General features: G+C 60.8%; 31 protein-coding genes and 1 riboswitch. Of the genes, 17 read left to right on the plus strand and 14 right to left on the minus strand.

The genetic code is table 11. The features are described from left to right. Positions 1–200 precede the first annotated feature (200 nt). From rutA to rutG, 7 genes are read left to right on the plus strand one after another with little or no spacing between them, the layout of a single operon-like run. Positions 201–1,292 (plus strand): pyrimidine utilization protein A, encoded by a 1,092-nt coding sequence (gene rutA / locus IM317_RS15945; RefSeq protein ID WP_033145168.1) that lies wholly within the window; start codon positions 201–203, stop codon positions 1,290–1,292. Continuing rightward, positions 1,292–1,981: a pyrimidine utilization protein B gene (gene rutB, locus IM317_RS15950; RefSeq protein ID WP_033145167.1), complete on the plus strand. Its 690-nt coding sequence runs from the start codon at positions 1,292–1,294 to the stop codon at positions 1,979–1,981. Before rutA ends, rutB begins: the two co-directional genes overlap by 1 nt. Before the next feature lie 11 nt (positions 1,982–1,992). Continuing rightward, positions 1,993–2,379 carry a pyrimidine utilization protein C gene (gene rutC, locus IM317_RS15955; protein ID WP_033145166.1) on the plus strand — a complete coding sequence of 129 codons (387 nt, stop codon included), beginning with the start codon at positions 1,993–1,995 and terminating at the stop codon, positions 2,377–2,379. A 7-nt stretch (positions 2,380–2,386) separates the two neighbouring features. After that, entirely contained in the window at positions 2,387–3,187 is an 801-nt protein-coding gene (rutD, locus tag IM317_RS15960; RefSeq protein WP_033145165.1) for a pyrimidine utilization protein D, read from the plus strand. A gap of 9 nt (positions 3,188–3,196) precedes the next feature. Beyond that, positions 3,197–3,787, plus strand: a complete 591-nt coding sequence (locus tag IM317_RS15965) for a malonic semialdehyde reductase (protein WP_033145164.1) — start codon at positions 3,197–3,199, stop codon at positions 3,785–3,787. A gap of 9 nt (positions 3,788–3,796) precedes the next feature. Next, on the plus strand, positions 3,797–4,291 hold the full coding sequence (gene rutF, locus IM317_RS15970; protein WP_032658088.1) for an NADH-dependent FMN reductase RutF: 495 nt from the start codon (positions 3,797–3,799) through the stop codon (positions 4,289–4,291). A gap of 21 nt (positions 4,292–4,312) precedes the next feature. Then, positions 4,313–5,635 carry a pyrimidine utilization transport protein G gene (gene rutG / locus IM317_RS15975; protein WP_033145163.1) on the plus strand — a complete coding sequence of 441 codons (1,323 nt, stop codon included), beginning with the start codon at positions 4,313–4,315 and terminating at the stop codon, positions 5,633–5,635. 73 nt (positions 5,636–5,708) lie between these two features. Here rutG and IM317_RS15980 read toward each other — a convergent pair whose 3' ends face one another. The 4 genes from IM317_RS15980 to IM317_RS15995 form a co-directional block, all read right to left on the minus strand. After that, positions 5,709–6,209, minus strand: a complete 501-nt coding sequence (locus IM317_RS15980) for a GNAT family N-acetyltransferase (RefSeq protein ID WP_172421424.1) — start codon at positions 6,207–6,209, stop codon at positions 5,709–5,711. A 27-nt stretch (positions 6,210–6,236) separates the two neighbouring features. Continuing rightward, complete coding sequence (locus IM317_RS15985) at positions 6,237–6,506, minus strand: DUF1778 domain-containing protein (protein ID WP_008499829.1); 270 nt, start codon at positions 6,504–6,506, stop codon at positions 6,237–6,239. 61 nt (positions 6,507–6,567) lie between these two features. Next, positions 6,568–7,485: a DMT family transporter gene (locus IM317_RS15990; RefSeq protein WP_033145161.1), complete on the minus strand. Its 918-nt coding sequence runs from the start codon at positions 7,483–7,485 to the stop codon at positions 6,568–6,570. Positions 7,486–7,602: 117 nt separating this feature from the next. Further along, on the minus strand, positions 7,603–7,773 hold the full coding sequence (locus IM317_RS15995) for a general stress protein (RefSeq protein WP_023311077.1): 171 nt from the start codon (positions 7,771–7,773) through the stop codon (positions 7,603–7,605). Positions 7,774–8,163: 390 nt separating this feature from the next. Here IM317_RS15995 and wrbA point away from each other — a divergent pair, with 390 nt between their 5' ends. Both wrbA and IM317_RS16005 read left to right on the plus strand, forming a co-directional pair. Then, positions 8,164–8,760: an NAD(P)H:quinone oxidoreductase gene (gene wrbA, locus IM317_RS16000; RefSeq protein WP_023311076.1), complete on the plus strand. Its 597-nt coding sequence runs from the start codon at positions 8,164–8,166 to the stop codon at positions 8,758–8,760. A gap of 20 nt (positions 8,761–8,780) precedes the next feature. Next, complete coding sequence (locus IM317_RS16005; protein WP_033145160.1) at positions 8,781–9,008, plus strand: YccJ family protein; 228 nt, start codon at positions 8,781–8,783, stop codon at positions 9,006–9,008. A gap of 33 nt (positions 9,009–9,041) precedes the next feature. Here the strand turns inward: IM317_RS16005 and agp are convergent, their stop codons facing one another. Further along, complete coding sequence (agp, locus tag IM317_RS16010; RefSeq protein WP_033145159.1) at positions 9,042–10,283, minus strand: bifunctional glucose-1-phosphatase/inositol phosphatase; 1,242 nt, start codon at positions 10,281–10,283, stop codon at positions 9,042–9,044. 152 nt (positions 10,284–10,435) lie between these two features. On the opposite strand from agp, the gene IM317_RS16015 reads away from it, so the two are divergent. Together IM317_RS16015 and IM317_RS16020 are read left to right on the plus strand one after the other, a co-directional pair. After that, complete coding sequence (locus IM317_RS16015; RefSeq protein ID WP_032658095.1) at positions 10,436–10,879, plus strand: helix-turn-helix domain-containing protein; 444 nt, start codon at positions 10,436–10,438, stop codon at positions 10,877–10,879. A gap of 125 nt (positions 10,880–11,004) precedes the next feature. Beyond that, entirely contained in the window at positions 11,005–11,799 is a 795-nt protein-coding gene (locus IM317_RS16020; protein WP_033145158.1) for an SDR family oxidoreductase, read from the plus strand. 1 nt (position 11,800) lies between these two features. Here the strand turns inward: IM317_RS16020 and IM317_RS16025 are convergent, their stop codons facing one another. Next, a complete protein-coding gene (locus IM317_RS16025) occupies positions 11,801–12,160 on the minus strand; it encodes a helix-turn-helix domain-containing protein (protein WP_033145157.1) in 360 nt (119 codons plus the stop codon). A 100-nt stretch (positions 12,161–12,260) separates the two neighbouring features. On the opposite strand from IM317_RS16025, the gene IM317_RS16030 reads away from it, so the two are divergent. Further along, the gene (locus IM317_RS16030) at positions 12,261–13,010 is read left to right on the plus strand and encodes an SDR family oxidoreductase (protein WP_033145156.1); all 750 of its coding nucleotides are present in this window, start codon (positions 12,261–12,263) and stop codon (positions 13,008–13,010) included. A gap of 1 nt (position 13,011) precedes the next feature. On the opposite strand, the gene IM317_RS16035 is transcribed toward IM317_RS16030, so the two are convergent. Continuing rightward, positions 13,012–13,515 carry a DedA family protein gene (locus tag IM317_RS16035; protein WP_033145155.1) on the minus strand — a complete coding sequence of 168 codons (504 nt, stop codon included), beginning with the start codon at positions 13,513–13,515 and terminating at the stop codon, positions 13,012–13,014. 159 nt (positions 13,516–13,674) lie between these two features. Beyond that, a riboswitch (M-box (ykoK) riboswitch) is annotated at positions 13,675–13,844 on the plus strand. 60 nt (positions 13,845–13,904) lie between these two features. On the opposite strand from IM317_RS16035, the gene IM317_RS16040 reads away from it, so the two are divergent. Next, a complete protein-coding gene (locus IM317_RS16040) occupies positions 13,905–14,906 on the plus strand; it encodes a magnesium transporter (protein ID WP_029741838.1) in 1,002 nt (333 codons plus the stop codon). 84 nt (positions 14,907–14,990) lie between these two features. On the opposite strand, the gene hpxK is transcribed toward IM317_RS16040, so the two are convergent. From hpxK to hpxU, 7 genes are all read right to left on the minus strand, one after another. After that, positions 14,991–16,220, minus strand: a complete 1,230-nt coding sequence (gene hpxK, locus IM317_RS16045) for an allantoate amidohydrolase (RefSeq protein WP_033145154.1) — start codon at positions 16,218–16,220, stop codon at positions 14,991–14,993. Beyond that, positions 16,217–17,458 carry an alanine--glyoxylate aminotransferase family protein gene (locus tag IM317_RS16050; RefSeq protein WP_033145153.1) on the minus strand — a complete coding sequence of 414 codons (1,242 nt, stop codon included), beginning with the start codon at positions 17,456–17,458 and terminating at the stop codon, positions 16,217–16,219. The genes hpxK and IM317_RS16050 overlap by 4 nt, the downstream gene beginning before the upstream one ends. Before the next feature lie 13 nt (positions 17,459–17,471). Next, complete coding sequence (locus IM317_RS16055) at positions 17,472–18,209, minus strand: amino acid ABC transporter ATP-binding protein (RefSeq protein ID WP_032638731.1); 738 nt, start codon at positions 18,207–18,209, stop codon at positions 17,472–17,474. Beyond that, on the minus strand, positions 18,190–18,846 hold the full coding sequence (locus IM317_RS16060) for an amino acid ABC transporter permease (RefSeq protein WP_071884868.1): 657 nt from the start codon (positions 18,844–18,846) through the stop codon (positions 18,190–18,192). Before IM317_RS16060 ends, IM317_RS16055 begins: the two co-directional genes overlap by 20 nt. Further along, positions 18,846–19,511 carry an amino acid ABC transporter permease gene (locus IM317_RS16065; protein WP_033145151.1) on the minus strand — a complete coding sequence of 222 codons (666 nt, stop codon included), beginning with the start codon at positions 19,509–19,511 and terminating at the stop codon, positions 18,846–18,848. The genes IM317_RS16060 and IM317_RS16065 overlap by 1 nt, the downstream gene beginning before the upstream one ends. A gap of 4 nt (positions 19,512–19,515) precedes the next feature. After that, positions 19,516–20,298 (minus strand): transporter substrate-binding domain-containing protein, encoded by a 783-nt coding sequence (locus tag IM317_RS16070; RefSeq protein ID WP_023311064.1) that lies wholly within the window; start codon positions 20,296–20,298, stop codon positions 19,516–19,518. A 191-nt stretch (positions 20,299–20,489) separates the two neighbouring features. Continuing rightward, positions 20,490–21,329: a MurR/RpiR family transcriptional regulator HpxU gene (gene hpxU / locus IM317_RS16075; RefSeq protein ID WP_033145150.1), complete on the minus strand. Its 840-nt coding sequence runs from the start codon at positions 21,327–21,329 to the stop codon at positions 20,490–20,492. 143 nt (positions 21,330–21,472) lie between these two features. Here hpxU and hpxW point away from each other — a divergent pair, with 143 nt between their 5' ends. From hpxW to hpxZ, 4 genes are read left to right on the plus strand one after another with little or no spacing between them, the layout of a single operon-like run. Then, the gene (gene hpxW / locus IM317_RS16080; RefSeq protein WP_033145149.1) at positions 21,473–23,056 is read left to right on the plus strand and encodes an oxamate amidohydrolase; all 1,584 of its coding nucleotides are present in this window, start codon (positions 21,473–21,475) and stop codon (positions 23,054–23,056) included. A gap of 10 nt (positions 23,057–23,066) precedes the next feature. Further along, entirely contained in the window at positions 23,067–23,255 is a 189-nt protein-coding gene (hpxX, locus tag IM317_RS16085) for an oxalurate catabolism protein HpxX (protein WP_033145148.1), read from the plus strand. Further along, positions 23,252–24,649 carry an AtzE family amidohydrolase gene (locus tag IM317_RS16090; RefSeq protein ID WP_033145147.1) on the plus strand — a complete coding sequence of 466 codons (1,398 nt, stop codon included), beginning with the start codon at positions 23,252–23,254 and terminating at the stop codon, positions 24,647–24,649. The genes hpxX and IM317_RS16090 overlap by 4 nt, the downstream gene beginning before the upstream one ends. Continuing rightward, positions 24,646–25,032, plus strand: a complete 387-nt coding sequence (gene hpxZ, locus IM317_RS16095; protein ID WP_033145146.1) for an oxalurate catabolism protein HpxZ — start codon at positions 24,646–24,648, stop codon at positions 25,030–25,032. The genes IM317_RS16090 and hpxZ overlap by 4 nt, the downstream gene beginning before the upstream one ends. Positions 25,033–25,046: the final 14 nt, after the last annotated feature.

The following is a 25,046-nucleotide window of genomic DNA, read 5'->3' on the forward strand; positions in this document are numbered from 1 at the left end:
CGACTCGCCACGACATCCTGCACTCCGATCGCGCATGAATGCCTGTTTTCTGTGCAATGTTTTTGACCAGTTAGTCCACATTTAGCCGAATCAATCCACCAACTTCTGATTAACACATTAATAACACAGCCATTTTCAAAACTGGCACCGCCTTTGCAAAAACACCGATACACCTGCGACGTAATGAAGAGAGGTTCGTGATGAAAATTGGCGTATTTGTACCCATCGGCAACAACGGCTGGCTTATCTCGACCACTGCACCGCAATACATGCCGACCTTTGAGCTCAATAAAGCCATCGTGCAGAAAGCAGAGCATTACCATTTCGACTTTGCGCTTTCGATGATCAAGCTGCGCGGCTTTGGCGGCAAAACTGAATTCTGGGATCACAACCTGGAGTCCTTTACCCTGATGGCCGGGCTGGCCGCGGTCACCTCGCGGATCCAAATCTACGCCACCGCCGCCACGCTCACCCTGCCCCCGGCGATCGTCGCGCGCATGGCCTCCACCATCGACTCCATCTCCGGCGGGCGTTTTGGCGTCAACCTGGTCACCGGTTGGCAAAAACCGGAGTACGAGCAGATGGGGCTCTGGCCGGGTGACGAGTACTTCTCGCATCGCTACGACTACCTGACCGAATACGTGCAGGTGCTGCGCGACCTGTGGGGGACCGGCAAAAGCGATTTCAAGGGCGATTTCTTCACCATGAACGACTGCCGCGTCAGCCCCCAGCCGTCGGTGCCGATGAAGGTGATTTGCGCCGGACAAAGCGACGCGGGGATGGAGTTTTCCGCGAAATACGCCGACTTCAACTTCTGCTTCGGTAAAGGCGTGAACACGCCGGCCGCCTTCGCTCCGACCGCCGCGCGGATGAAAGAAGCCGCCGACAAAACCGGGCGCGACGTGGGCTCCTACGTGCTGTTTATGGTGATCGCCGACGAGACCGACGACGCCGCGCGCGCCAAATGGGAGCGCTATAAGGACGGCGCCGACGAGGAGGCACTGAGCTGGCTCACCGAGCAGAGCCAGAAGGATACCCGCTCCGGGGCGGATACCAACGTCCGCCAGATGGCCGACCCGACCTCCGCCGTCAATATCAACATGGGCACCCTGGTTGGCTCTTATGCCAGCGTCGCCAGAATGCTTGACGAAGTGGCGGCCGTCCCCGGTGCGGAAGGCGTCCTGCTGACCTTCGACGATTTCCTGACCGGCGTGGAGACCTTCGGCGAGCGCATCCAGCCGCTGATGCAGTGCCGCGCCCACATCCCTGCCGTTACGAAGGAGGTGGCGTAATGACGACCCTTAACGCACGCCCGGAAGCTATCACCTTCGCGCCGCAGCAGAGCGCGCTGATCGTGGTGGACATGCAAAACGCCTACGCCAGCCAGGGCGGCTATCTGGATCTGGCGGGGTTCGACGTCTCCGCCACCCGGCCGGTGATCGAGAACATTAAAACCGCCGTCGCCGCCGCGCGCGCCGCGGGCATGCTCATCATCTGGTTCCAGAACGGCTGGGATGACCAGTACGTCGAGGCAGGCGGCCCCGGCTCGCCCAACTTCCACAAGTCGAACGCCCTGAAAACCATGCGTAAACGGCCCGAACTGCAGGGCAAGCTGCTGGCGAAAGGCGGCTGGGACTATCAGCTGGTGGATGAGCTGGTACCGCAGGCGGGCGATATTGTTCTGCCCAAACCGCGCTACAGCGGCTTTTTCAACACCCCGCTCGACAGCCTGCTGCGCAGCCGGGGCATTCGTCATCTGGTGTTCACCGGCATCGCCACCAACGTCTGCGTGGAGTCGACCCTGCGCGACGGCTTTTTCCTCGAGTATTTTGGCGTGGTGCTGGAAGACGCGACCCACCAGGCCGGGCCGGAATTCGCCCAGAAGGCGGCCCTGTTCAACATCGAAACCTTTTTTGGCTGGGTCAGTAACGTCAATGATTTCTGCGACGCCCTGACTCCCCCGCTTGCCCGTATCGCCTGAGGAGACGCCTGATGCCAAAATCCGTGATTATTCCGCCGGGCACCAGCACGCCGATTGCCCCGTTTGTTCCCGGCATCCTCGCCGACGGCGTGGTGTATGTCTCCGGCACGCTGCCGTTTGATAAAGACAACAACGTGGTGTTTATCAACGACCCAAAGGCGCAAACCCGCCACGTGCTGGAGACGATCAAAACCGTGATCGAAACGGCGGGTGGCACGATGGAGGACGTGACCTTCAACAGCATCTTTATCACCGACTGGAAAAACTACGCCGCGATTAACGAGATTTACGCCGAGTTCTTCCCCGGCGATAAACCGGCGCGGTTCTGCATTCAGTGCGGGCTGGTGAAGCCAGAGGCGCTGGTTGAGATCGCCACCGTTGCGCACATCGCGAAGTGAGGCAGGTATGAAACTTTCCGTCTCGCCGCCCCCGTACGAGGGCGCGCCCGTGGTGGTCTTTATTTCCGGTCTCGGCGGCAGCGGCAGCTACTGGCTGCCCCAGCTGGCCGCGCTGGAGCCGGAGTATCAGGTGGTGTGCTATGACCAGCGGGGAACGGGCAATAACCCCGCCACCCTGCCGGAAGGGTACAGCCTTGCGCAGATGGCGGACGAGCTGGCCCAGGCGCTGGCTGAAGCCGGGATTGCCCGCTACAGCGTCGTGGGTCACGCGCTGGGGGCGCTGGTCGGCCTGCAGCTGGCCCTCGACAGGCCCGACGCCCTCACCGCGCTGGTGTGCGTCAACGGCTGGTTGACCCTCAACGCCCACACCCGCCGCTGCTTTCAGATCCGCGAGCGCCTGCTGCATTACGGCGGCGCACAGGCGTGGGTCGAGGCGCAGCCGCTGTTTCTCTACCCGGCGGACTGGATGGCCGCCCGCGCGCCCCGTCTGGAGGCCGAAGAAGCGCTGGCGCTGGCCCATTTCCAGGGTAAAACCAACCTGCTGCACAGGCTCAGCGCCCTGAAAAAGGCCGACTTCAGCCGCCATGCGGCGCGCATTCGCTGCCCGGTACAGATCGTCTGTTCTGCCGACGACATGCTGGTGCCCTCAGTCTGCTCATCCGAACTGCAGGCGGCGATCCCGCACAGCCACAGCGTGGTGATGCGCCAGGGCGGGCACGCCTGCAACGTCACCGAGCCGGATACCTTTAACACCCTGCTGCTGAACGGGCTGGCCAGCCTGCTGCACAGCCCGGAACCCGCTTTATAAGGAGCTTTAATGAGCGAAGCCATTACCCCCGCCGCGCTGGAAACGCTGTTCACCGGCGCGCGCACCCATAACGGCTGGCAGGATATGCCCGTCAGCGACGAAACGCTGCGCGAAATCTACAACCTGATGAAATGGGGGCCCACGTCCGCCAATTGCTCCCCGGCACGGATTGTGTTTGTGCGAAGCGCGGAGGGAAAAGAGAAGCTGCGCCCGGCGCTCTCCAGCGGTAACCTCGAGAAAACGCTCACCGCTCCGGTCACGGCGATTATTGCCTGGGACGGTGAATTCTACGAGCGCCTGCCCGAGCTGTTCCCGCACGGCGATGCAAAGAGCTGGTTCACCACCAGCCCCGCGCATGCGGAAGAGACGGCCTTTCGCAACAGCTCAATGCAGGCCGCTTACCTGATTTTCGCCTGTCGCGCCCTGGGGCTGGACACCGGCCCGATGTCGGGATTTGACCGCCAAAAGGTCGACGAAGCCTTTTTCACCGGCACGACGCTTAAAAGCAATCTGCTGATCAACATAGGCTATGGCGATACCCGCAAACTTTACGGGCGCCTGCCGCGCCTGGACTTTGACGACGCCTGCGGGCTGGCGTAAGGAGCGATGATGACATCACCGGATAAACAAACCTTTCGCGACGCCATGGCCTGCGTTGGCGCGGCGGTCAACATCATCACCACCGACGGCCCGGCGGGGATGGCAGGCTTCACCGCCAGCGCGGTGTGCAGCGTCACGGATTCACCGCCCACCCTGCTGGTGTGCCTGAACCGCGGTGCGTCCGTCTGGCCAACGTTTAGCGAAAACCGCACCCTTTGCGTGAATACCCTGAGCGCCGGACAGGAGCCTTTATCTAACCTGTTTGGCGGTAAAACGCCGATGGCGGAACGCTTTGCCGCCGCCCGCTGGCAGACGGGCGACACGGGCTGTCCGCGTCTGGAAGATGCGCTGGCCTCGTTTGACTGCCGCATCAGCCAGGTGGTGAGCGTCGGCACCCACGACATTCTGTTTTGCGACATTATTTCGATTATTCGCCACCCCGCGCCGCAAGGGCTGGTGTGGTTTGACCGCGGCTACCACGCGCTTATGCGACCCGCCTGTTAACCCGCCTTAAGGAGACAGACCATGTTCGGATTTCCCCACTGGCAGTTGAAATCGACCTCCACAGAAGCAGGCGTGGTCGCGCCGGATGAACGTCTCCCGCTCGGGCAGACGATGGTGATGGGCATTCAGCACGCGGTCGCCATGTTTGGCGCCACGGTGCTGATGCCGATGCTGATGGGACTCGATCCCAACCTGTCTATTCTGATGTCGGGTATCGGCACGCTGCTGTTCTTTTTCGTCACCGGCGGGCGCGTGCCCAGCTATCTCGGATCCAGCGCCGCCTTTGTCGGAGTGGTCATCGCCACCACCGGGTTTAACGGCCAGGGGATCAACCCCAACCTGAGCGTGGCCCTCGGCGGCATCATTGCCTGCGGCCTGGTGTACACCCTGATTGGTCTGGTGGTGATGAAAATCGGCACGCGCTGGATAGAGCGAATGATGCCCCCCGTCGTGACGGGCGCCGTGGTGATGGCAATTGGCCTCAACCTCGCGCCGATTGCGGTCAGGAGCGTCTCCGCCTCGCCGTTTGAAAGCTGGATGGCGGTGATCACGGTGCTGTGCATCGGCCTGGTGGCGGTGTTCACGCGGGGCATGATCCAGCGGCTGCTGATTCTGGTTGGGCTGATTGTCGCCTGTCTGGTCTACGCCCTGCTGGCCAACGTTTTCGGTCTGGGCAAGCCGGTTGATTTTACGCTGCTGCATCAGGCCGCCTGGTTCGGCCTGCCGAAGGTGACCTCGCCCACCTTTAACACCCAGGCGATGATGCTTATCGCACCGGTGGCGGTGATCCTGGTGGCGGAGAACTTAGGCCACCTGAAGGCGGTTGCGGGGATGACCGGGCGCAGCATGGATCCGTACATGGGCCGCGCGTTCGTCGGTGACGGTCTGGCGACCATGCTCTCCGGTTCCGTAGGCGGCAGCGGCGTCACCACCTATGCTGAAAACATCGGCGTGATGGCGGTAACCAAGGTCTACTCGACGCTGGTCTTCGTGGCGGCGGCGGTGATGGCGATGCTGCTCGGCTTCTCACCGAAGTTCGGCGCGCTGATCCACACCATTCCGTCCCCGGTTATCGGCGGGGCATCGATTGTGGTGTTTGGGCTGATCGCCGTAGCCGGCGCGCGCATCTGGGTACAGCATCGCGTCGATCTCAGCCAGAACGGTAACCTGATTATGGTGGCGGTCACGCTGGTGCTGGGCGCAGGCGATTTTGCCCTGACGCTGGGCGGGTTTACGATTGGCGGGATTGGCACGGCGACCTTTGGGGCAATTCTGCTTAACGCCCTGCTGAGCCGCCGGATGGCCGCCGCGCCGCAGGGCGCCGTAGTGCATCAGGATTCGTGAAATCACCATGTCGGGTGACGGCCAGGCATCACCCGACGTGTACATTCCTTCAGAACAACAGGTAGTAAAGCAATCACTCTTGCTCAAACAGCCGTTCGATAGATTTTGTAGGGAAGAACAAAGAATGGCTGTTTTCAGCTGTCAGCGGGATAAAGCCCTGCTTCAGATAAAATCGTTTTGCCCGCTCGTTAAGGGCATCAACAAATATTCCGTGTACCCCCACAGCCTGTGAAGCCAGGTAGACAACGCGCATAGCATGCGCAACGAGCGTTGTTCCCCACTCGTTTCCCTGTAGTGTTTTATCTACAGCCAGACGTCCCAGCGTCACGCTGGGTACGTTGATATAAGGGATTCGGCGCTGCTGAGTCTTAGAAGGAAGCATCGCTCTTTCAAAACAGCTTCCCGATAAAGTGTAATAACCCAGGACTCGCGGACGATCGCGCTCTTTAAGCAGGTAGGCTCGTAAAATACGCCCATTGTGCTGACGCACCAGATGTTCAGCAAGGAAGGCATTTAGCGAGGGTTCGCCACAATCAAAATCCTCGAAGTCATAATCGGTTCCCTCTGATAACATTTCGATCGTGAGATTCTCCACGGCGCTTCACTCCATGTTTCGAAGCCGTTTTGCTGCTCGTTTCAGGCGTTCATTTGGCTCAGGCGGATTGTCGATGGCATCCATCACCGCATTCCATGATGCTTCGTTTAATACGAGACGACGGTGCTGCTCAATGACCTCTGCAGCACGCTCTGACGCACTGTTCACCATAAACTGGGTGATCGTTTGGTTCGTCATCGCCGCCGCTTCTTCAATCATTGTTTTGTCTTCGTCCGTTAAGCGAAGATCGATACGCTGTTTTTTAAGTGCTGGCATGGTTTACATCACCGTGTACGGTATTTATCCGTACACATCGTAAATAAGCCTGTCCATTTTTTCAATCTAAACCTTCTTTTGCCGTCAAATCCCTGACCTCACTCCGACGTTTTCTGAGCTTTAACTCGCTCACCAGCACCCCGGCGACAATAAATGCCGCGCCCACCAGCGCCAGAAGCGGCAAACGCTCACCTGCAATGCGTCCGAAAATCCCCGCCCAGACCGGTTCACCGGTATAAATCACCGTCGCGCGGGTTGGCGATACGCTGCGCTGCGCCCAGTTCATGGTGACCTGAATAATGGCGCTGAAAATACCCAGCCCCAGTGCTACCACCACCAGGCCGGTGGACATCGGCGGCACGGACTCGCCTGCCGGCACCATCGTCGCAAACGCCACCAGCGACGCCGTGGCGAGCTGCACCACCGTTACCCGCTTGACGTCGACCTTGCCCGCCCAGGCGCTAATCAGAATAATTTCCGCCGCAATGGCAATCGCCCCTATCAGGGTGATGATTTCGCCCGGCCCCAGCGCAAGCAGGTTGTTTTCCGGCCCGGCCAGTAAGATCAGGCCGATAAACGCCAGCACGATGCCAATACAGGACATCAGCCCCGGCAGCCGCCCCAGGCACAGCCACTGCAGCAGCGGCACCAGCGGCACATACATGGCGGTGATAAACGCGGATTTACTGCTGGAGATGGTCTGCAATCCCCATGTCTGCAGGCTGTAGCCCATCGCTATCGCCACCCCAATCGCCACGCCGGCCTTAAGTTCTTTCAGCGTCAGCCCCCGCAGCGTTTTAAGCGAAATCAGCCCCACGGCAAGCGCCGCCGTCGCAAAGCGCAGGCCAACAAAAAAGAACGGATCGCTGAGGGTCACCGCGTACTGAACGGCCAGAAACGTCCCGCCCCAGAACATGGTGATGAGAATCAGGATGGCTTCCTGCGGTTTAACGGAGAATTTGAAGCGTGAAACAGACATGCGGCACTCGCGGTTAAGATCAATTCCCTAGTGTGCGTTGCCTTTGGTTACAGTTCAATGTTGCAGAAATAAAAAAACCGCCGGGAGATCCCGGCGGCAGGGGTTCAACCCGGCGTGTTACTTACTGCTGCCGTGGCTGTTTTTCCCCCCTTTCTTGCCAGCTTCAGATGCGCGTTGCGGGTCATTCTTGAAATTGCCCCCGCTATGCTGGCCACCTTTACGGCCTGCTTCTGATGCTCTTTCACGATCTTCTGCGAAATTACCTGAACCACCACGATGGTTTGCCATCTCTAACCTCCAGAATGTGAAACATTAGACATCATATTGCATTCAGTAAAAGAGGATTCTTTCACCTCGCAACACAAGGACAGTGCCTTTATCTGTGCCGCGTGAAACTAAGCTTAGTGGAATGCCGCTATCCGGCAAGCCGCAGGTAATATTCTGCAACATGAACTCAGCCTTTCGGGTGAGATGACGCGGCGGCGATTCATAAACCTTTCTTATCATTTCAAAAATATGCTGCCAAAAAGTTGTTTCATTTTGCTACAAAGCCTTTTTGTAACCATATTGTTATAAATCAAAGAAATGCCGTTCATTTTTGCAGTCTGGCTGTGATGGCATATCTTTAAAAGAACGCAGCGATCCGCTGTCAGAAAAACCAACGAGGAGTGATGCAAAATGGCAAAAGTTCTGGTGCTCTATTATTCCATGTATGGACACATTGAAACCATGGCTCACGCGGTAGCAGAAGGTGCGAACAGGGTTGATGGCGTTGAGGTTGTGGTGAAACGCGTACCGGAAACCATGCAGGCGGAAGCCTTCCTGAAAGCCGGGGGGAAAACGCAAAACGCCCCGGTCGCCACCCCGCAGGAGCTGGCGGACTATGATGCCATCATCTTCGGCACCCCGACCCGCTTCGGCAATATGTCGGGCCAGATGCGCACCTTCCTCGATCAAACCGGCGGACTTTGGGCATCCGGGGCGCTTTACGGCAAACTCGCCAGCGTATTCAGCTCTACCGGCACCGGCGGCGGTCAGGAGCAGACGATTACCTCAACCTGGACTACCCTTGCTCATCACGGGATGGTGATTGTGCCGATTGGCTACGGCGCCCAGGAGCTGTTTGACATTTCCCAGGTGCGTGGCGGTACGCCGTACGGCGCAACCACCATTGCCGGTGGGGATGGCTCACGTCAGCCAAGCAATGAAGAACTGTCTATCGCCCGCTATCAGGGTGAATACGTCGCGGGTCTGGCCAAAAAACTGAACGGCTAACACCCAACAGGAGGACAAGCATGCCAACTCAAGAATCCAAAGCTCACCACGTGGGCGAATGGGCAAGTTTACGCAACACCTCTCCGGAGATTGCCGAAGCTATCTTTGAAGTCGCGAAGTACGATGAAAAGCTGGCCGAGCAGATTTGGGAGGAAGGTAACGATGAGGTGCTGGTGCGCGCCTTCGAAAAAACGGATAAAGACTCGCTCTACTGGGGCGAGCAAACCATCGAACGTAAAAACGTCTAAGCGTTTCCCCCCGCCGCAGCGGGGAGTTCTCTTTTACTTCGCCGCGTTATTCATCACCGCATTGAATTTATCGACAGGACAGAAGCCGTTCGCATCCACCGGGCAGCCTTTCAGCTCCAGCGTCACGCGCTGCGCGGGCGACTGCAGCGACAGGACGCTGGCGTTACGCAGCTGCTCTGAGCTCTGGTAGACATACTCAATTTTCATCAGCTCCTGATTGGCGTTTTTGTCATGCCAGCGCTGGAAGACAATCTTGCCGCCAATTGGGGTGCGCTCCTGCTGGTCGTGCAGCTGATACGGTTTGAAATCCAGGGCCGTCAGCAGGGAAGCAATGTTCGAGTCATGCCCCACCAGCAGGGTGATTTTCGGCGCTTTTGCCTGCTCGGTAACCAGCGTTTTATCAATGTACTTCACCAGCGGCTTCGCCACGTTTTGCGCCACTTCGGTGGAGGTAAACAGCGAGTCCTGATAGCCGTTCTTCAGCTTCGACAGCACGCGCCACTGCTGGTCGGTTTTGATTTCGCCCCAGGCCACCTGGTCGGCCGGGAAGCCTTCGTAATACTGCAGCGTGAACGCGTCCACCAGCGAGTTACCCACCTTCAGCGGCCCGGATACGCCAGGCTCTTTTTCATAGTCGGCGCTGAAGGTATCTTTCGCGTCAGCCAGCGAGCAGACCTTTTTCTCTTTGCAGGACGGGGAATCCGCGTAGTTCGTCATCTGCTCAAGCAGCTTATAGCTTTCGCCCAGCTGCATTTTCTGCCGCTCGGACTCCATCGCCTTGAGCGCTTTTTCGCGAAATTCCGGCGAGTTATCGGTAATCACCGGATTAAAGGTCGGATCCATGGTGCCCATTTTTTCCTGATGGTGCACGGGAACGTCGCAGCCCGGGAACGCACCGGTGATGAAGAACTGCGCGGTGGCGACGGTACGCTGCAGGCTGTTGGCGTAAGCATAAACGCTATCCGCCGCTGGGCATTCTCCCGTCTTCACCATCCCCTGCTGCGCCAGCCACTCGCGCATGTAATGGCCCATATAGACTTCCAGCACGCCGCCCTTGGTGGTGAGCTGACCGCCCGGCACCTCCCACTCCGGCCACTGCTTCGGCGTGGACTGCTCCAGCACGCTGCCGTTATTGGCGAGCGGCGCGCGCAGGTTGTGACGGCTCATGATTAAAACTTGCTCCAGCTGATACCCTTCCGGCGTCTCTTGCGCCTGCACGCCAAACGTTGCTGAAATGGAACCGGCGACTGCCAGCGCGAGTAGTGCTTTTTTCATCCCTAATTCCTCACTCGTTTTAAAATGTCGCGTTCAGTGTGACAGATTCGTGACAATTTTCCGGGAAGCATTTCTCAAACTGATGATTAACGTGCTTACGGTGTGCACCAATAAGTTTTATAATAAAACCACACCCCACCGGAGAATTGACCGTGAAACGTACCCGCCTCGAAGAGAGCACCTGCCCCGTCGCCCGTTCGCTGGATATCATCGGCGACTGGTGGTCGCTGCTGATTGTTCGCGACGCGCTGCGCGGGATTAAGCGCTTCGGCGAGTTCCAGAAAAGCCTCGGCATCGCGAAAAACATGCTGACCACGCGGCTGAAACTGCTGGTCGACGAAGGCATCCTCCGGCTTCAGCCCGCGTCCGACGGCAGCGCCTGGCAGGAGTATGTCCTGACCGATAAAGGGCGTGCCCTGCAAACGGTGCTGGTTGCCCTCTCCCAGTGGGGCAATGAATTTTTGTTTGCGGATAACGAATGCGGCACCGTGCTGGTCGATACCGAACAGCGCAAACCCCTGCGCAAACTGGCGCTTATCGCCGACGATGGCCGCGAACTGACGCCTGAAGAGATCGTGGCAAAACTCCCATCCTGATCGTTCCCGACGGCAACAGCACAAAATGCTCGCAAATATAGTTGCATTATAAAACCAAATGACAGAGAGTTTATTCAGTTTCATCTTGAAACCAAATAACCCACTTTGCCCTGAGGTAACACACGATGACTACGCAAATCACCACCGCCCTGATTACGGGCGCCTCTTCCGGAATTGGTGCTGTTTATGCCGATCGCCTTGCCGCGCGCGGCGCTAACCTGGTGCTGGTCGCCCGTCGCGAAGATCGCCTGAACACCCTTGCCGCCGACCTTCGCGCGCGCTACGGCGTGGCCGTCGATATTCTGGTGGCCGATCTTACCGATGAAGCCGGGATCCGCGCCGTGGAAGAGGCGCTGCGCAGCAATACCGCCATTGATACGCTCATTAACAACGCGGGCACCGCGCAGATGGCGCCGTTCCTCGCGGGCGATGTGGCGCAGCATCAGGCCATTAACACCCTGAACACCACGGCGCTGATGCGTCTGACCTACGCCATCCTGCCCCGCCTGGCGCAGAACAATCGCGGCACGCTGATCAACATCGCATCCGTGCTGGCCCTGCACGTCCGGGCGGGCAGCGCGCTCTACAGCGCCACCAAGGCGTGGGTGTTGAGCTTTACCCGTGGGTTACAGGAAGAATTTGCCGACAGCAGCGTGCGCATTCAGGCCGTGCTGCCCGCCGCCACGGCGACGGAAATCTGGAGCCATTCGGGCGTCACGGTAAACGATCTGCCGGAAGGATCGGTGATGACCACCGACGATATGGTGGATGCATCGCTGGCGGGTCTGGATCAGGGTGAACCGATCACCATCCCGCCGATGCATGACGCCGGCCTGTGGGATCGCTACGAAGCGGCGCGTCTTGAGCTGTTCAACAGCGCGCGCACCGGCATTCCGGCACCGCGCTACGCAAAACAGTAGCCTAACGCTCAAGCTGGTCGCCGTACTCGCTCATCCAGGCGGCCAGCGGGGAGAGTGCGTCCTGCAGGGTTAACCCCAGCGCGGTGATCTGATACTCCACGCGCGGCGGGATCTCCGGGTAGACCGTCCGCGTCACCAGCCCGCGCTGCTCAAACAGGCGCAGCTGCTTGGTCAGCTCTTTCTGCGTGATGGGGGCAGCGGCCCGCAGCAGATCGCCAAAGCGTACGGGCGTGTTGAACACAATCAGACGGTACAGAATGGGGATCGCCCATTTACCGGAAATCAGGTTCACAAACTGCGTCATCGGGCAGGTATACGCCTCAGTTTTTTTTTCACAGCACACCTCCAGCATTTCTGCCATAGCACACCTCTTGCCTCTTTAGTATCCATTTGGTACCTGGTTTCCTTTCGATACTAACGTTTCTATAGTGCTTTCTCCAGAGACATTTCAGGAGAAGAACATGGGTCGTTTAACAGATAAATATACGCTGATTACCGGCGGCACCAGCGGCATCGGTCTTGCCACCGCGCAGGCGTTTATCGCCGAAGGCGCGCGCGTCGCCGTGACCGGACGCAACCCGGACACCCTCGCCGAAGCAGAACGTATTCTTGGTGATAAGGCCTGGGTGATCCCGACCGATGCGGGAGATATCGCCTCGCAAAAAGCGCTGGCGGAAACCCTCGCCGCCCGCTGGCCACGCCTGGACGCGGTGTTTCTCAACGCTGGTGACGTGACGCACGCGCCGCTGGAAGCCTGGCAGGAGGAGGCCTGGGACCGCCTGATGGGCATCAACCTGAAGGGGCCGTTCTTTTTAATTCAGGCGCTGCTGCCGCTGCTGAATAACCCGTCGTCGGTGATCCTCTGCGGCTCCGTGAGCGCGCGTATCGGCCTGCCGACCAGCAGCGTGTATGCCGCGAGCAAGGCCGCCCTGCTGTCGCTGGCGCGCACGCTGTCGGCGGAGCTGCTGCCGCGCGGGATCCGCGTCAACGGCCTGAGCCCCGGTCCGGTGGAGACCCCGGCGTTTACCAAAACGGGCTTAAGCGACGAGGCGCTTAACGCGATGATGGCGGAGATCATCAAGCTGGTGCCGCTCGGCAGAATGGGCTCGACGACGGAGCTGGCAAAAGCCGCGCTCTATCTGGCGTCCGACGAGTCGAGCTACACGGTGGGAACGGAGCTGCTGGTCGACGGCGGAATGGGGAGTTTGTAACTCAAAAGGCGCTGATGCCGGTGACGATGCCGACATACAGCGCCGCCCATGCGCAGGCGGAAAGCAGGCTGACGGCGTAGACCTTGACTGCATTCAGCCTGAGCATTCCCGCCGCCAGCGGCACGATGTAGCGCAGCACCGCCAGAAAACGCGCGGTGAACAGGACCAGCACCCCGTTTTTCTGCAGCTGATGCTGCACCCGCAGCATTTTACCGGCGTGCTTCGCCGTGAAGCGGGTCATCCATCGCGTGTGCCCCATCAGCTGACCGATATGGTAGTTCAGCCCCGAACCCGCCGTTGCCCCTAGCACCACGGCCAGCCATGCCAGCGCAGGATGCATGCTCGCCTGGCTGACGGTAATGCCCGCCAGCAGCATCACCGAGGCGGGCGGCAGCACGGAGGAGACTAGCACCGTCGATTTACTCAGCGCCATCACAAATAACAGCGCGAAAAGATGTGCCGGATACAGCGCAAAATGATTCAGCAGATTATCAAACCACGCCATTATCCTCTCCTCCGTTGATTATTTAATCCTCCATTAGAAATGAATTAACTTAAATAAACCCTCAACATTTTATTAATAAAAATCATCTAAACCGTTCTTAAACATTATTTAATTTCCTGAGCGGTAAATTTAAATAAGCGTATTATTCCTCACGTTTTACAACGATCTCGTTATGGCGAGGCTCCTGTACAAATACACGTTATCGCTCTGGTAGGTTCGAGAGAACCGGCACAGGGTAAAACAGGCACTGTCGAATCAAGGCTTTGTCAGTATAACTTCCCTCGTGGGATACGGTGTACAGTGCTGAACCCAGGACGTGGGGATCTCCTCTTCGACATGCCCTGTCTTGCTCGCCCCTGAGAGATGTTATTATTCAAAGGGAATTCACTATGTCTTACGCTATTCACAACCAGAATCTGGCATTCAATGACAGCGCGATCGCGCAATATATGAATACCGATTTTATTGTCCTCGATATTTCATTATGCGTGGCGCTGGCGCGCGAGCAATTCTTCGAAAAATTAAAAGACGACGATATTCCGTCTCATATTTTTATTGAAGACAATGGCCGCCTGGCGGGCATGATTGCCGTACGTAAATTGCTGCAGACCGCCGACACGGTACAGCCGGTGAAATCGCTGATGATTTCGCAGTTTTTGCAGGTCAAACCGGAGGATGAACGTGCCGATGTCGCCGGACTGCTGGCGCACGGCGGCGCGGATGTGGTGCCCGTGGTCACCCACGGCAAGCTCGTCGGCTGCCTGACCGAGCGCGAAATCGCCCATCTGCTGGAAGATGACGTCACCGAAGACGCCCAGCTTCAGGGGGCGACGCTGCCGCTGGAGAAGCCCTATCTGGACACCAGCCCGTATAGCCTGTGGAAGAAACGCTCCGTCTGGCTGCTGCTGCTGTTTGTCGCGGAGGCCTACACCAGCTCGGTGATCCAGCATTTTGAAGAGGCGCTGGAGTCCGCCATCGCGCTGGCGTTCTTTATACCGCTGCTGATCGGCACGGGCGGGAACAGCGGGACGCAGATCACCTCCACGCTGGTGCGCGCCATGGCGCTGGGGGAAGTCCGCCTGCGCGACGTTGGCCGCGTGCTGCGTAAAGAGATGACCACCTCGCTGATGATTGCCGCCACGCTCGGTATCGCCGGGTGCATTCGCGCCTGGATGATGGGGATTGGGCTGGAAATTACGCTTATCGTCAGCCTGACGCTGGTGTGCATTACGCTCTGGAGTGCGATTGTGTCGTCCGTGATCCCGATGGTGCTCAAGCGCTGCGGCATTGACCCGGCGGTCGTCTCCGCGCCGTTTATCGCGACGCTTATCGACGGCACCGGGCTGATTATCTACTTTAAGATTGCGCAATATACGCTGGGGCTGGAGTAACGTAGTTCCCTGCCGGGTGGCGCTGCGCTTACCCGGCCTACCCATCCCGTAGGCCCGTGCAAGCGTAGCGCCGCCGGGCAATACTCAGATCGCACCAAGCGTTCTTACCGCCCGCCCAAACGCCTCAATCGCGAGGGCGACATCCTCAGCCATCACCGATTCCGCCGGATGGTGGCTGACGCCCCCTTTGCAGCGCACAAACAGCATGCCGACCGGCCAGCGTTCCGCGATGGCAATCGCATCGTGGCCCGCACCGCTGGGCAGCGATAGCGAGCGCCTCTGTACCGAAGTGACGGCCTCCCCCAGCACCTTTTGCAGGTGGATATCGCACGGCGTGGCGGCAATGCGGTAAAACTCCTCGGCGCTGAAGTCCAGACCGCGGCGCGATGCGATCGCCTGGGCATGTTCCAGCAGGTCGTTAAGCAACCGATCAAGCGGCGCATCCTGCGGCCCGCGAATATCCAGCGAGAGCTGAACCTCGCCGGGGATCACGTTCACCGCCCCCGGCAGACAGCGCAGCTCGCCAACCGTCGCCACCAGGTTGCCGCCCTGCTGTCGGGTAGCGTTTTCAATGATAACCATCCACTCGGCGGCGGCGGCCAGCGCGTCCCTGCGGTGGAGCATCGGCACGGTTCCCGCATGCCCGGCCTCGCCGGTGAAGCGGCAGTTCAGACGGCGCGCGCCGTTAATGGCCTCCACCACGCCAAGGGCGAGCGCCTCCTGCTCAAGGCACGGCCCCTGCTCAATATGCAGCTCCAGATAGGCGCTGAAATCCTCCTGACGGCGCGCGGCATGCAGCACGCGGGCAGGATCGAGCCCCATCAGGGTCATCGCCTGCGCCACGCTGATTCCGCTGGCGTCGGCTTTTTCCAGCCAGCACTGCGGCCAGGTACCCGTCAGCCCCCGGCTGCCTAACAGCGTAATGCCGAAGCGGGTTCCCTCTTCGTCGCAAAAGCCGACAATCTCGATGGCCTGGGCCAGATGCACCCCCTGCTGGTGCAGGCTGTCCACCACCTCAATGGCGGTGAGCACCCCGAGCATGCCGTCGTAGCGCCCGGCGTTGCGCACGGTATCGAGATGCGAGCCGAGCAGCACCGCCTGCGCCCCTTCCTGCGCGCCCTCATAGCGTCCACAGATGTTGCCCACGCTGTCCTGCCAGACGGTCATTCCCGCCTGGCTCATCCACTGCCCCACCAGCTGGTTGGCCTGCAGATGCTGGGTGGAGAGATAAACCCTCGTCAGCGCATCCGGGGTTTCGCTGATGGCGGCCAGCGCGTCGGCGCGGGCCATCACCCGTTCTGCCGCCGGGCTCATTGCGGCGTCTCGCGGCGATAGTGGTCCCACGCGGCCTGCATGGCGGCACCCTGCGTGGTGTTGAATTTCAGGTAGTTCAGCACCGACTCCAGCGCGCTCAGGGTGGTCATCACGCAGTCCTTGCGCGCGTTGTAGCCCATGGTGCCAATGCGCCACACTTTGCCGTGCAGCGGGCCAAACGAGGTGCCGATTTCAATCCCGAAATCCTCCAGCATCAGCTTACGCACCTGGTCGCCGTTGACGCCCTGCGGGATAACCACGCCCAGCACGTTGTTCATCTTGTGCTTCAGGTCGCCGAAGGTCTCCAGCCCCATCGCCTGAATGCCTTTCAGCAGCGCATCGCCGTGCAGCCTGTGGCGCGCAATGCCGTTATCCAGCCCTTCCTGCAGGATCAGACGCGCGCACTCGCGGGCGCCAAACAGCGCGGTGGTGGCTTCGGTATGGTGGTTAAGGCGCTCCGGCCCCCAGTAGTCCATCACCATGCCGAGATCGAAATAGTTGGAGTAGATCATCTCCTCGTCGCCGTCGCGGTGGGCGTCGGTGCGAATGCCCTCCTCAACGCATTTGCGGCGGCGGATCGCCTCCTCCATGCGCGCGCTCAGGGTGATCGGCGAGGTGCCCGACGGGCCGCCGAGGCACTTCTGCATCCCGGCCGAGACGGCGTCCAGCCCCCAGGCGTCGGTCTCCAGCGCGTTGCCGCCGAGCGACGCGGTGGCGTCGGTATAAAACAGCACGTCGTAGCGGCGGCAGATCGCGCCGAGCTCGGCGAGCGGCTGCAGCATGGTGGTGGAGGTGTCGCCCTGCACCGTCAGCAGCAGGCGCGGACGAACACGCTTAATCGCATCCTCCACCTGGTCGGGGGTAAACACCTCGCCCCACGGCACCTCGATGGTATGTACTTCCGCGCGGCAGCGGCGGGCAATTTCGCACAGCAGATGACCAAAGCGGCCAAAGACCGGCACCAGCACCTTATCTCCCGGGCGGATGGCGGAGACCAGAATGGCTTCAATTCCCGCGCGGGAGGTGCCGTCCACCAGCATCGTCCAGCGGTTCTCGGTGCGGAACACCCCGCGATAGAGCGCCATCACCTCGTTCATGTAGTGGGTCATGGCCGGATCGTACTGGCCGATCAGCTGGCTCGACATGGCGCGCAGCACGCGCGGGTCGGCGTTGATCGGGCCCGGCCCCATCAGCAGGCGCTGGGGCGGGTTGATTTGCGGAAAGCGTGCGATATCCATTGTTAAGTCCTTATCAGTTGAGGCCGCGCACGGAGGAGATGAACTGCTTCAGTTCCGTGGTCTGCGGGTTGGCGAACAGCGTTTTGCTGTCGCCCTGCTCCCAGACTTTCCCCTGGTGCATAAACACCACGCGGTCGCCCACTTCGCGGGCAAAATTCATTTCATGGGTAACCAGTATGAGCGTCATCCCCTCGGCCGCCAGCTGCTCCAGCACCTTGAGCACTTCGCCCACCAGCTCCGGGTCGAGCGCGGAGGTGATCTCGTCGCAGAGTAAAACTTTCGGCGACATCGCCAGCGCGCGGGCAATCGCCACGCGCTGCTGCTGGCCGCCGGAGAGGCTCGACGGGTAGTAATCCAGACGATCGCCTAAGCCCACTTTCTCCAGCATCTGCTGCGCCAGCTCGCGGCATTCGGCGGCGCTTTTCTTCAGCACCCGACGCGGGGCGAGCATCACGTTTTCCAACGCAGTCATGTGCGGGAACAGGTTGAAGCTCTGGAACACCATCCCGACCGAGCGGCTGATTTCGCGCGCCTGAGAATCCCGGTCGGTAATGGTCATGCCGCCCAGCTTGATGCTGCCGTCCTGATAGCCTTCCAGGCCGTTGATGCAGCGCAGCAGCGTGCTTTTGCCCGATCCGCTGCGCCCGATAATGGAGATCACCTGGCCCATGTCGATATCCAGATCGACGCCCTTGAGCACGTGGTTATCGCCGTAGTACTTCTGCACCTGATTAATGGTGATGAGAGGCATTGAATTTCGTCTCCAGATAGCGGCTGTAGCGCGACAGCGGATAACACAGAATAAAGTAGCCGAGCGCCACCAGCGCAAAAACCTTAAACGGCTGATACGTCACGTTGGTCAGCATGGTCCCGGCCTTGGTCAGCTCGATAAAACCGATAATCGACGCCAGAGCGGTGCCCTTGATCACCTGCACGGCAAAGCCGACCGTCGGGGCGATACCGATGCGCAGCGCCTGCGGGGCGACGACGCGAAACAGGGTCTGGCCGAAGGTCAGCCCCAGACAGCGCGACGCTTCCCACTGCCCTTTTGGCAAGGCGCGAATACTGCCAAACCAGATGTCGAGCAGAAACGCGCTGGTGTAGAAGGTGAGCGCCAGCGAGGCGGCGGTCCACGGCGAGACGTCGATGCCGAACAGCGCCACGCCGAAGAAGGCCAGGAACAGCTGCATCAGCAGCGGCGTGCCCTGAAACAGCTCAATATAGCCGCGGATGATGCGCCTGACCGTGCGCCCGCCCGTCAGGCGCAGCAGCAGGAGCGGCAGCGTCACCGCCGCCCCGCCGACAAACGCCACCAGCGACAGCAGCACCGTCCAGCGTCCGGCCAGCAGCAGGTTGCGAATAATGTCCCAGTCGGTAAAGGTGGTCATCATGCCTGCACCCCCAGCCATTTGCGTCCCGCCGCCATCATCAGCTGGCGCAGGGTAATCGACAGCGCTAAGTAAATCCCGGTTGTCACCAGATAAACCTCAAAGCTCAGAAACGTTCTGGACTGGATCAGGTTGGCGGCGAAGGTCAGCTCTTCATACGAGACCTGCGACACCACCGACGAGCCGAGCATCACGATAATGCACTGGCTCACCAGCGCCGGGTAAATGCGCTGCAGCGCGGGCGGCAGCACCACGCGAATAAAGGTCTGCAGGCGGGTCAGCCCCAGCACGCGTCCGGCCTCCCACTGCCCTTTCGGCGTGACCTGAATGCCCGCGCGGATAATCTCGGTGCTGTAGGCGCCCAGGTTCACCACCATGGCCAGCAGCGCCGCTTCCCCCGCCGTCATCTTCAGCCCAAGATTCGGCAGGCCGAAGACGATGAAAAACAGCTGCACCACAAACGGCGTGTTGCGGATGATCTCCACGTACGCGCCCCAGATCCGGCTGTACCACGTTGGGCGCGCGCTGCGGATCGCCGCCCCGAAAATCCCTATCGCCAGGCCGCCGACGGTCGCCATCACCGTCAGCTGAATAGTGACCCACAGCCCCGCCAGCAGCTCCGGCCAGTGCGGCCAGAGCGCGGAGAAATCAAGTTGCTCCGTCATCGGCTCAGGCGCCAAGGTTGGCCGGCAGCGGAGCCTTCAGCCACTGCTCGGACAGGCCGTTCAGCGTGCCGTCCTTGATACCCTGCTCAATCAGCGCGTCCACTTTTGCCTTCAGGGCCGGTTCGTTTTTCTTCAGGCCAATAAAGCACGGCGAATCTTTCAGCATAAAGCTCGGTACCGGAGCTTTATCCGCGTTCTGGCGCGAAATGGCCGCCACCACCAGGTTGCCGGTCGCCACGTACTGCACCTGTCCGGAGAGGTAGGCGGAGAGCGTGGTGTTGTTATCTTCGTAGCGCTTCACGTCCGCGTCTTTCGGCGCCAGGCCGGTCAGCACCATGTCCTCCACCGCCCCGCGCGTCACGCCGATGGTTTTTCCGCTCAGCGCAGCGGCGTCTTTCAGCTCGGCCCCTTTCGGACCAAACACGCCGAGGAAGAACGGAGCGTAGGCGCGGCTAAAGTCGATCACCTTCTCGCGCTCGGGATTTTTACCGAGGCTGGAAATGACCAGATCCACCTTATCGGTTTGCAGGTACGGCACGCGGTTGGCGCTGGTCACCGGCACCAGCTGCAGCTTGAGCTTCATCTGTTTGGCCAGATAGCGCGCCATGTCGATGTCATAGCCCTGCGGCTGCAGATCGGTCCCCACCGAGCCAAACGGCGGGAAGTCCTGCGGAACGGCAATGCGAATAGTGCCGCGCTTCTCAATATCCTGAAGCTGGTCAGCCTTTGCCGGCAGCTGTGTAAAGAGGCATGCGGCCCCGGCCAGTGCAATCAACAATTTTTTCATGGTGCTTCCCCGTAACGTTAACATGAAACAAAAGATTCTTTGAATGTGATTTTGCAACTAATGTGCCAACCAGGGCGAAGCGGAAAATATTCTTGCGAAGCCTGATAAAACGCGGACGGGTCGAAAAAACGTATGTTTTCCCGACCCGTCAGATGCACCATTTCAATGCAAAGCACCAGCCTGATGCCCCATTATCGCTGTTCGAGTTCGTCCAGCTGCTGGTAAAGGGAGGCAATCTCGTGAATGCGCGGACGGCCTTTATCGAGACTGTCATGCAGGAAGGCGTTTGCCAGCAGGTTAATCAGGCTGTTGACCGAGGAGTAGCTGTCATAGGCCGAGACGCTGTCCAGCGGGGCGCAGAGCTGCCAGCTCGCCAGCGGAAACAGGCTGTGCGCCTGCGGCTCGCACATCAGCAGCACCGGAATACCGCTGCTCTGAAGCTGCTGCATCAGCGGGCGGATGATGCGCGGGCGGCGGCGAAAGGCCATCATGACCACCAGATCGTCCGGCGTTAAATCCACCAGCTCCTCGCTCAGGCTCTGCCCCGGCTGCGGCAGGACCAGCACCTGACCGCGCGCCTGCAGCAGCTGCTGGCGCAGGTGCAGCGCCGCCGGATAGGCGTTACGCATGCCGATAATGACGATGCGCCGCGCCTTCACCATGCAGGCCATCGCGTCGGCAAACTGCTGCGCGTCGAGGGCGTTGACCCACTGGGTCAGGTTCGCCATCTCCTGCTTATAGTGGCGCGCCAGCAGCGTATTGCCCTGCACCGCGTCGCGGTTATCGGTGAGCGGCATCCCGCTCTGGCGCAGGGTGCGCAGCTCGTCGCGCATGTCCTTATATTTCTCATAGCCCAGACGCTTAAACAGACGGCTAACCGTGGCTTTCGACACCCCGCTCAGCTGCGCCAGCTCGGCGCTGTTGTAGCTAATGAGATCGTCAAAATGATCGAAAATAAAGTCCGCCACCCGCTGCTCCTGCGGCGACAGCGACGGGTACTGTGCTTTCAGACGTTCATCCAGTTGTTCCATAGCGCCTCTGTAACTTTTGTTTCATCACATTGTACCTTTTATTATGCGTATTCATTATACGTGCCAGTTTACTGAAACTTTTCTTTCAGAACTGGAACAGCTTTTGCAGCGCCTTGTGACTTTCAGGGTTACGAGGACTCTCTATGCAAAGTAATGTCTCCACGCACGGCATGGCCGTTGCGCCCCACCATCTTGCCAGCCAGAGCGCGCTGGCGGTACTGCGCGAAGGCGGCAGCGCGATAGAGGCGATGGTCGCCGCGGCGGCCACCGTTGCCGTGGTTTATCCGCACATGAACGGGCTGGGCGGCGATGGCTTCTGGCTTATCGTGCCGCCGGAAGGCGAACCTGTCGCCATTGATGCCAGCGGCGCGGCGGGATCGCGCGCGACGCTCGACGCCTACGACGGTCTGGCGCATATCCCCCATCGCGGCCCCCGCGCGGCGCTGACCGTCGCCGGCACGGTGAGCGGCTGGGACGAGGCGCTGAAGGTCTCGCGCGAGTTGACCGGCAAGGCGCTGCCGCTGGCCCGCCTGCTGGCCGACGCCATTGACTATGCGCAAAACGGCACGCCGGTTACGGCCTCTCAGGCCCATGCCACGGCCAGCAAATTCGACGAGCTGAAGGACGTGCCAGGCTTTGCGGAAACCTGGCTGGTGGACGGTAAGCCGCCGCAGGTCGGGAGCCGCTTTTACCAGCCCGCCATGGCCACGACGTTGACGCGCCTGGTGGAAGACGGTCTGGACAGCTTTTACCGCGGCCCGCTGGCGGACGTGCTGGCGCACGGCATGGAGACGCTGGGCCTGCCCGTGACGCTGGCCGATCTTAACGCGCACGCTGCCCGGCGCACCGCGCCGCTGAGGCTGCAGCATCAGCAGGGGGTGATCTTTAACCACACCCCGCCGACGCAGGGGCTGGTCTCGCTGGCGATACTCGGCATCACCGACCGCCTGAACATGGCCGAGGCCGACGACGCCGACACCATTCACCGCATCGTTGAAGCCACCAAGCTGGCCTTTGGCCTGCGCGATGCCCACATTACCGACCCGCGCGAGCTGAAAACCGATATTCAGGGTCTGCTGGATCCCGCCGCCCTGCAGGCGCTTGCCGACAGGGTTGACGACGGCCGCGCCGCGCCGTGGGGCACCGGAAAAGGCCCGGGCGATACGGTGTGGATGGGAGTGATGGATAACAGCGGGCTTGCCGTGTCGTTTATCCAGAGTATCTATCACGAGTTCGGCAGCGGCGTGGTGCTGCCCGACACCGGCATCGTCTGGCAGAACCGGGGCGCATCGTTCAGCCTCGATCCCAATCATCTTCTGGCCCTCGCGCCGGGCAAGCAGCCCTTCCATACCCTGAACCCGGCGGCGGCGCGTCTTAAGGACGGGCGCGTGATGGTCTACGGATCGATGGGCGGTGACGGACAGCCGCAAACCCAGGCCGCGCTTTTTACCCGCTACGCGATTCAGGGCGTGCCTTTACAGGAGAGCATTTCCCGCCCGCGCTGGCTGCTGGGGCGCACCTGGGGACAAACCTCGGACACGTTAAAGCTGGAAGGACGCTTTACCGCTGAGACAGTCTCACGGCTTCAGGCACTCGGGCACGAGGTGGAAATGTTCCCTGACTTCAGCGAAGCGATGGGCCACGCGGGCGCGATTGTCCGCCACCCCAACGGGCTGTTCGAAGGGGCATTTGACCCGCGCAGCAACGGCGCGGCCGCCGGATTCTGAGGAGAAAACTATGACGACACAACAACCCGACTGGCAGGCGTATCTGGCGCAAATGGAGTCCGTGCTCGGCGTAACGCTGGACGATGCCCGCCGCGCCGAGCTGCAGGTGCAGTTCAGCCGCATAGCAAACATGGCCGCCCCGCTGATGGCGCTGCCGCTCGACGACCGTCTGGAGATCGCAGGAGTGTACAAAGCATGAGGCTACACGAGATGAGTATCAGCGCGATCCAGCATGCGCTGGGCGCGGGCGAGCTGAGCGCTCGCGAGATTGCCCGCCAGACGCTGGAGGCGATTGCGCGCGTTAACCCGCAGATCGGCGCCTGGACCGCCGTGACGGAAGCGCGCATGCTCGCCGAGGCCGAGAGCATCGATACCCTGCGCCGCGAAAAGCGCCCCCTGCCCCCGCTGGCGGGCGTGCCCTACGCGGTAAAAAACCTGTTCGACGTTGCCGGCCACACCACCCTTGCCGGGGCAGAGCTGTTCAGCCAGCGCCCCGCCGCGGCCGCTGACAGCTTCGCGGTGCGCCAGCTGCGCAGCGCGGGCGGGCTGCTGACCGGGATGGTGAATATGGACGCCTACGCCTACGGCTTCACGACCGAAAACAGCCACTACGGCACGACGCGTAACCCGCACGATCTGGCGCGCATTGCGGGCGGCTCGTCCGGGGGCTCGGCCGCCGCCGTGGCCGCCGGGCTGGTGCACTTTTCGCTCGGCACCGACACCAACGGCTCGATTCGCGTTCCGGCCTCCCTGTGCGGCATCTACGGCCTGAAGCCCACCTTTGGACGCCTGTCGCGATCCGGCAGCCATCCGTTTGTCGCGAGCCTCGATCATATCGGCCCCTTTGCCCGCCGCGTGTGCGACCTGGCGTCCGTCTACGATGCGCTGCAGGGGCGGGACAGCAGCGACGCTTTTCAGGCAGAGAGCTCGCGCGAGCAGACGCGCCCCCTGCTCGATCGCGGGCTTGACGGCCTGCGCTGCGCGGTGCTCGGCGGCTACTTCGCCACCTGGTGCGATGCGGATGCCAGAGACGCCGTGGCGCGGGTGGCGAAGGCGCTCGACGTGCGGGATGAGCTGCAGTTCCCGGACGCCGAGCTGGCGCGCTCCGCGGCGTTTATCATCAGCGCCTCCGAAGGGGGAAACCAGTACCTGCCCGCGCTTCGCCGCGAGCCCGAGCGTTTTGAGCCGCACTCCCGGGAACGCCTGCTGGCAGGCGCGATGATCCCCTCCGCCTGGTACATTCAGGCCCAGCGGTTTCGCGCGCACGCCCGACAGGCGTTTAAAACCCTGTTCGCGCAGGCCGACGTGCTGATCGCTCCGGCAACGCCGCGCAGCGCGACGCTCGCGGGTGAGCAGACCATGGAGATTAACGGTCAGCCGCTCCCCATCCGCGCCAGCATGGGGATGCTGACCCAGCCGATTTCATTTCTGGGCCTGCCCGTGACCACCGTTCCGCTGCGTACCGCGCAGGGTGCGCCGATTGGCCTGCAGCTGATTGCCGCGCCGTTTAACGAGCAGGCCTGCCTGCGCGCCGCGCGCGTGCTGGAAGAGAGCGGCATCGCCGACGCCCGTCCGGCGGAGGTGGCCGCATGATGAATCACGATGACATTAACCTGCCGTGGGTGGTTGCCGAGGTGACCGCCGCGTTTTACCGCTATGAAGACGCGCTGGTCAGCAACAACGTTGCGGTGATGGACGAGCTGTTCTGGCACGACAAAAACACGGTGCGTCTGGGGGCGGGTGAAAACCTGTACGGGATTGATGAAATCCGCGCCTTTCGGGCGGCGCGCCCGTCCGCCGGGCTGCAGCGGACGCTGCGCCACACCGTTATCACCACCTTCGGCGAGGATTACGCGGTGTGCAGCACCGAGTTTACCCGCGAGGGCACGGAACGCATTGGCCGCCAGCAGCAGACGTGGGTGCGGTTTGCCTACGGGTGGCGGATCGTTGCGGCACAGGTGAGTTTGATGGTGTAACGCTGAAAAACCTG

It is taken from the genome of Enterobacter cloacae complex sp. S3, assembly GCF_014930495.1.
GTDB lineage: Bacteria > Pseudomonadota > Gammaproteobacteria > Enterobacterales > Enterobacteriaceae > Enterobacter > Enterobacter asburiae_B.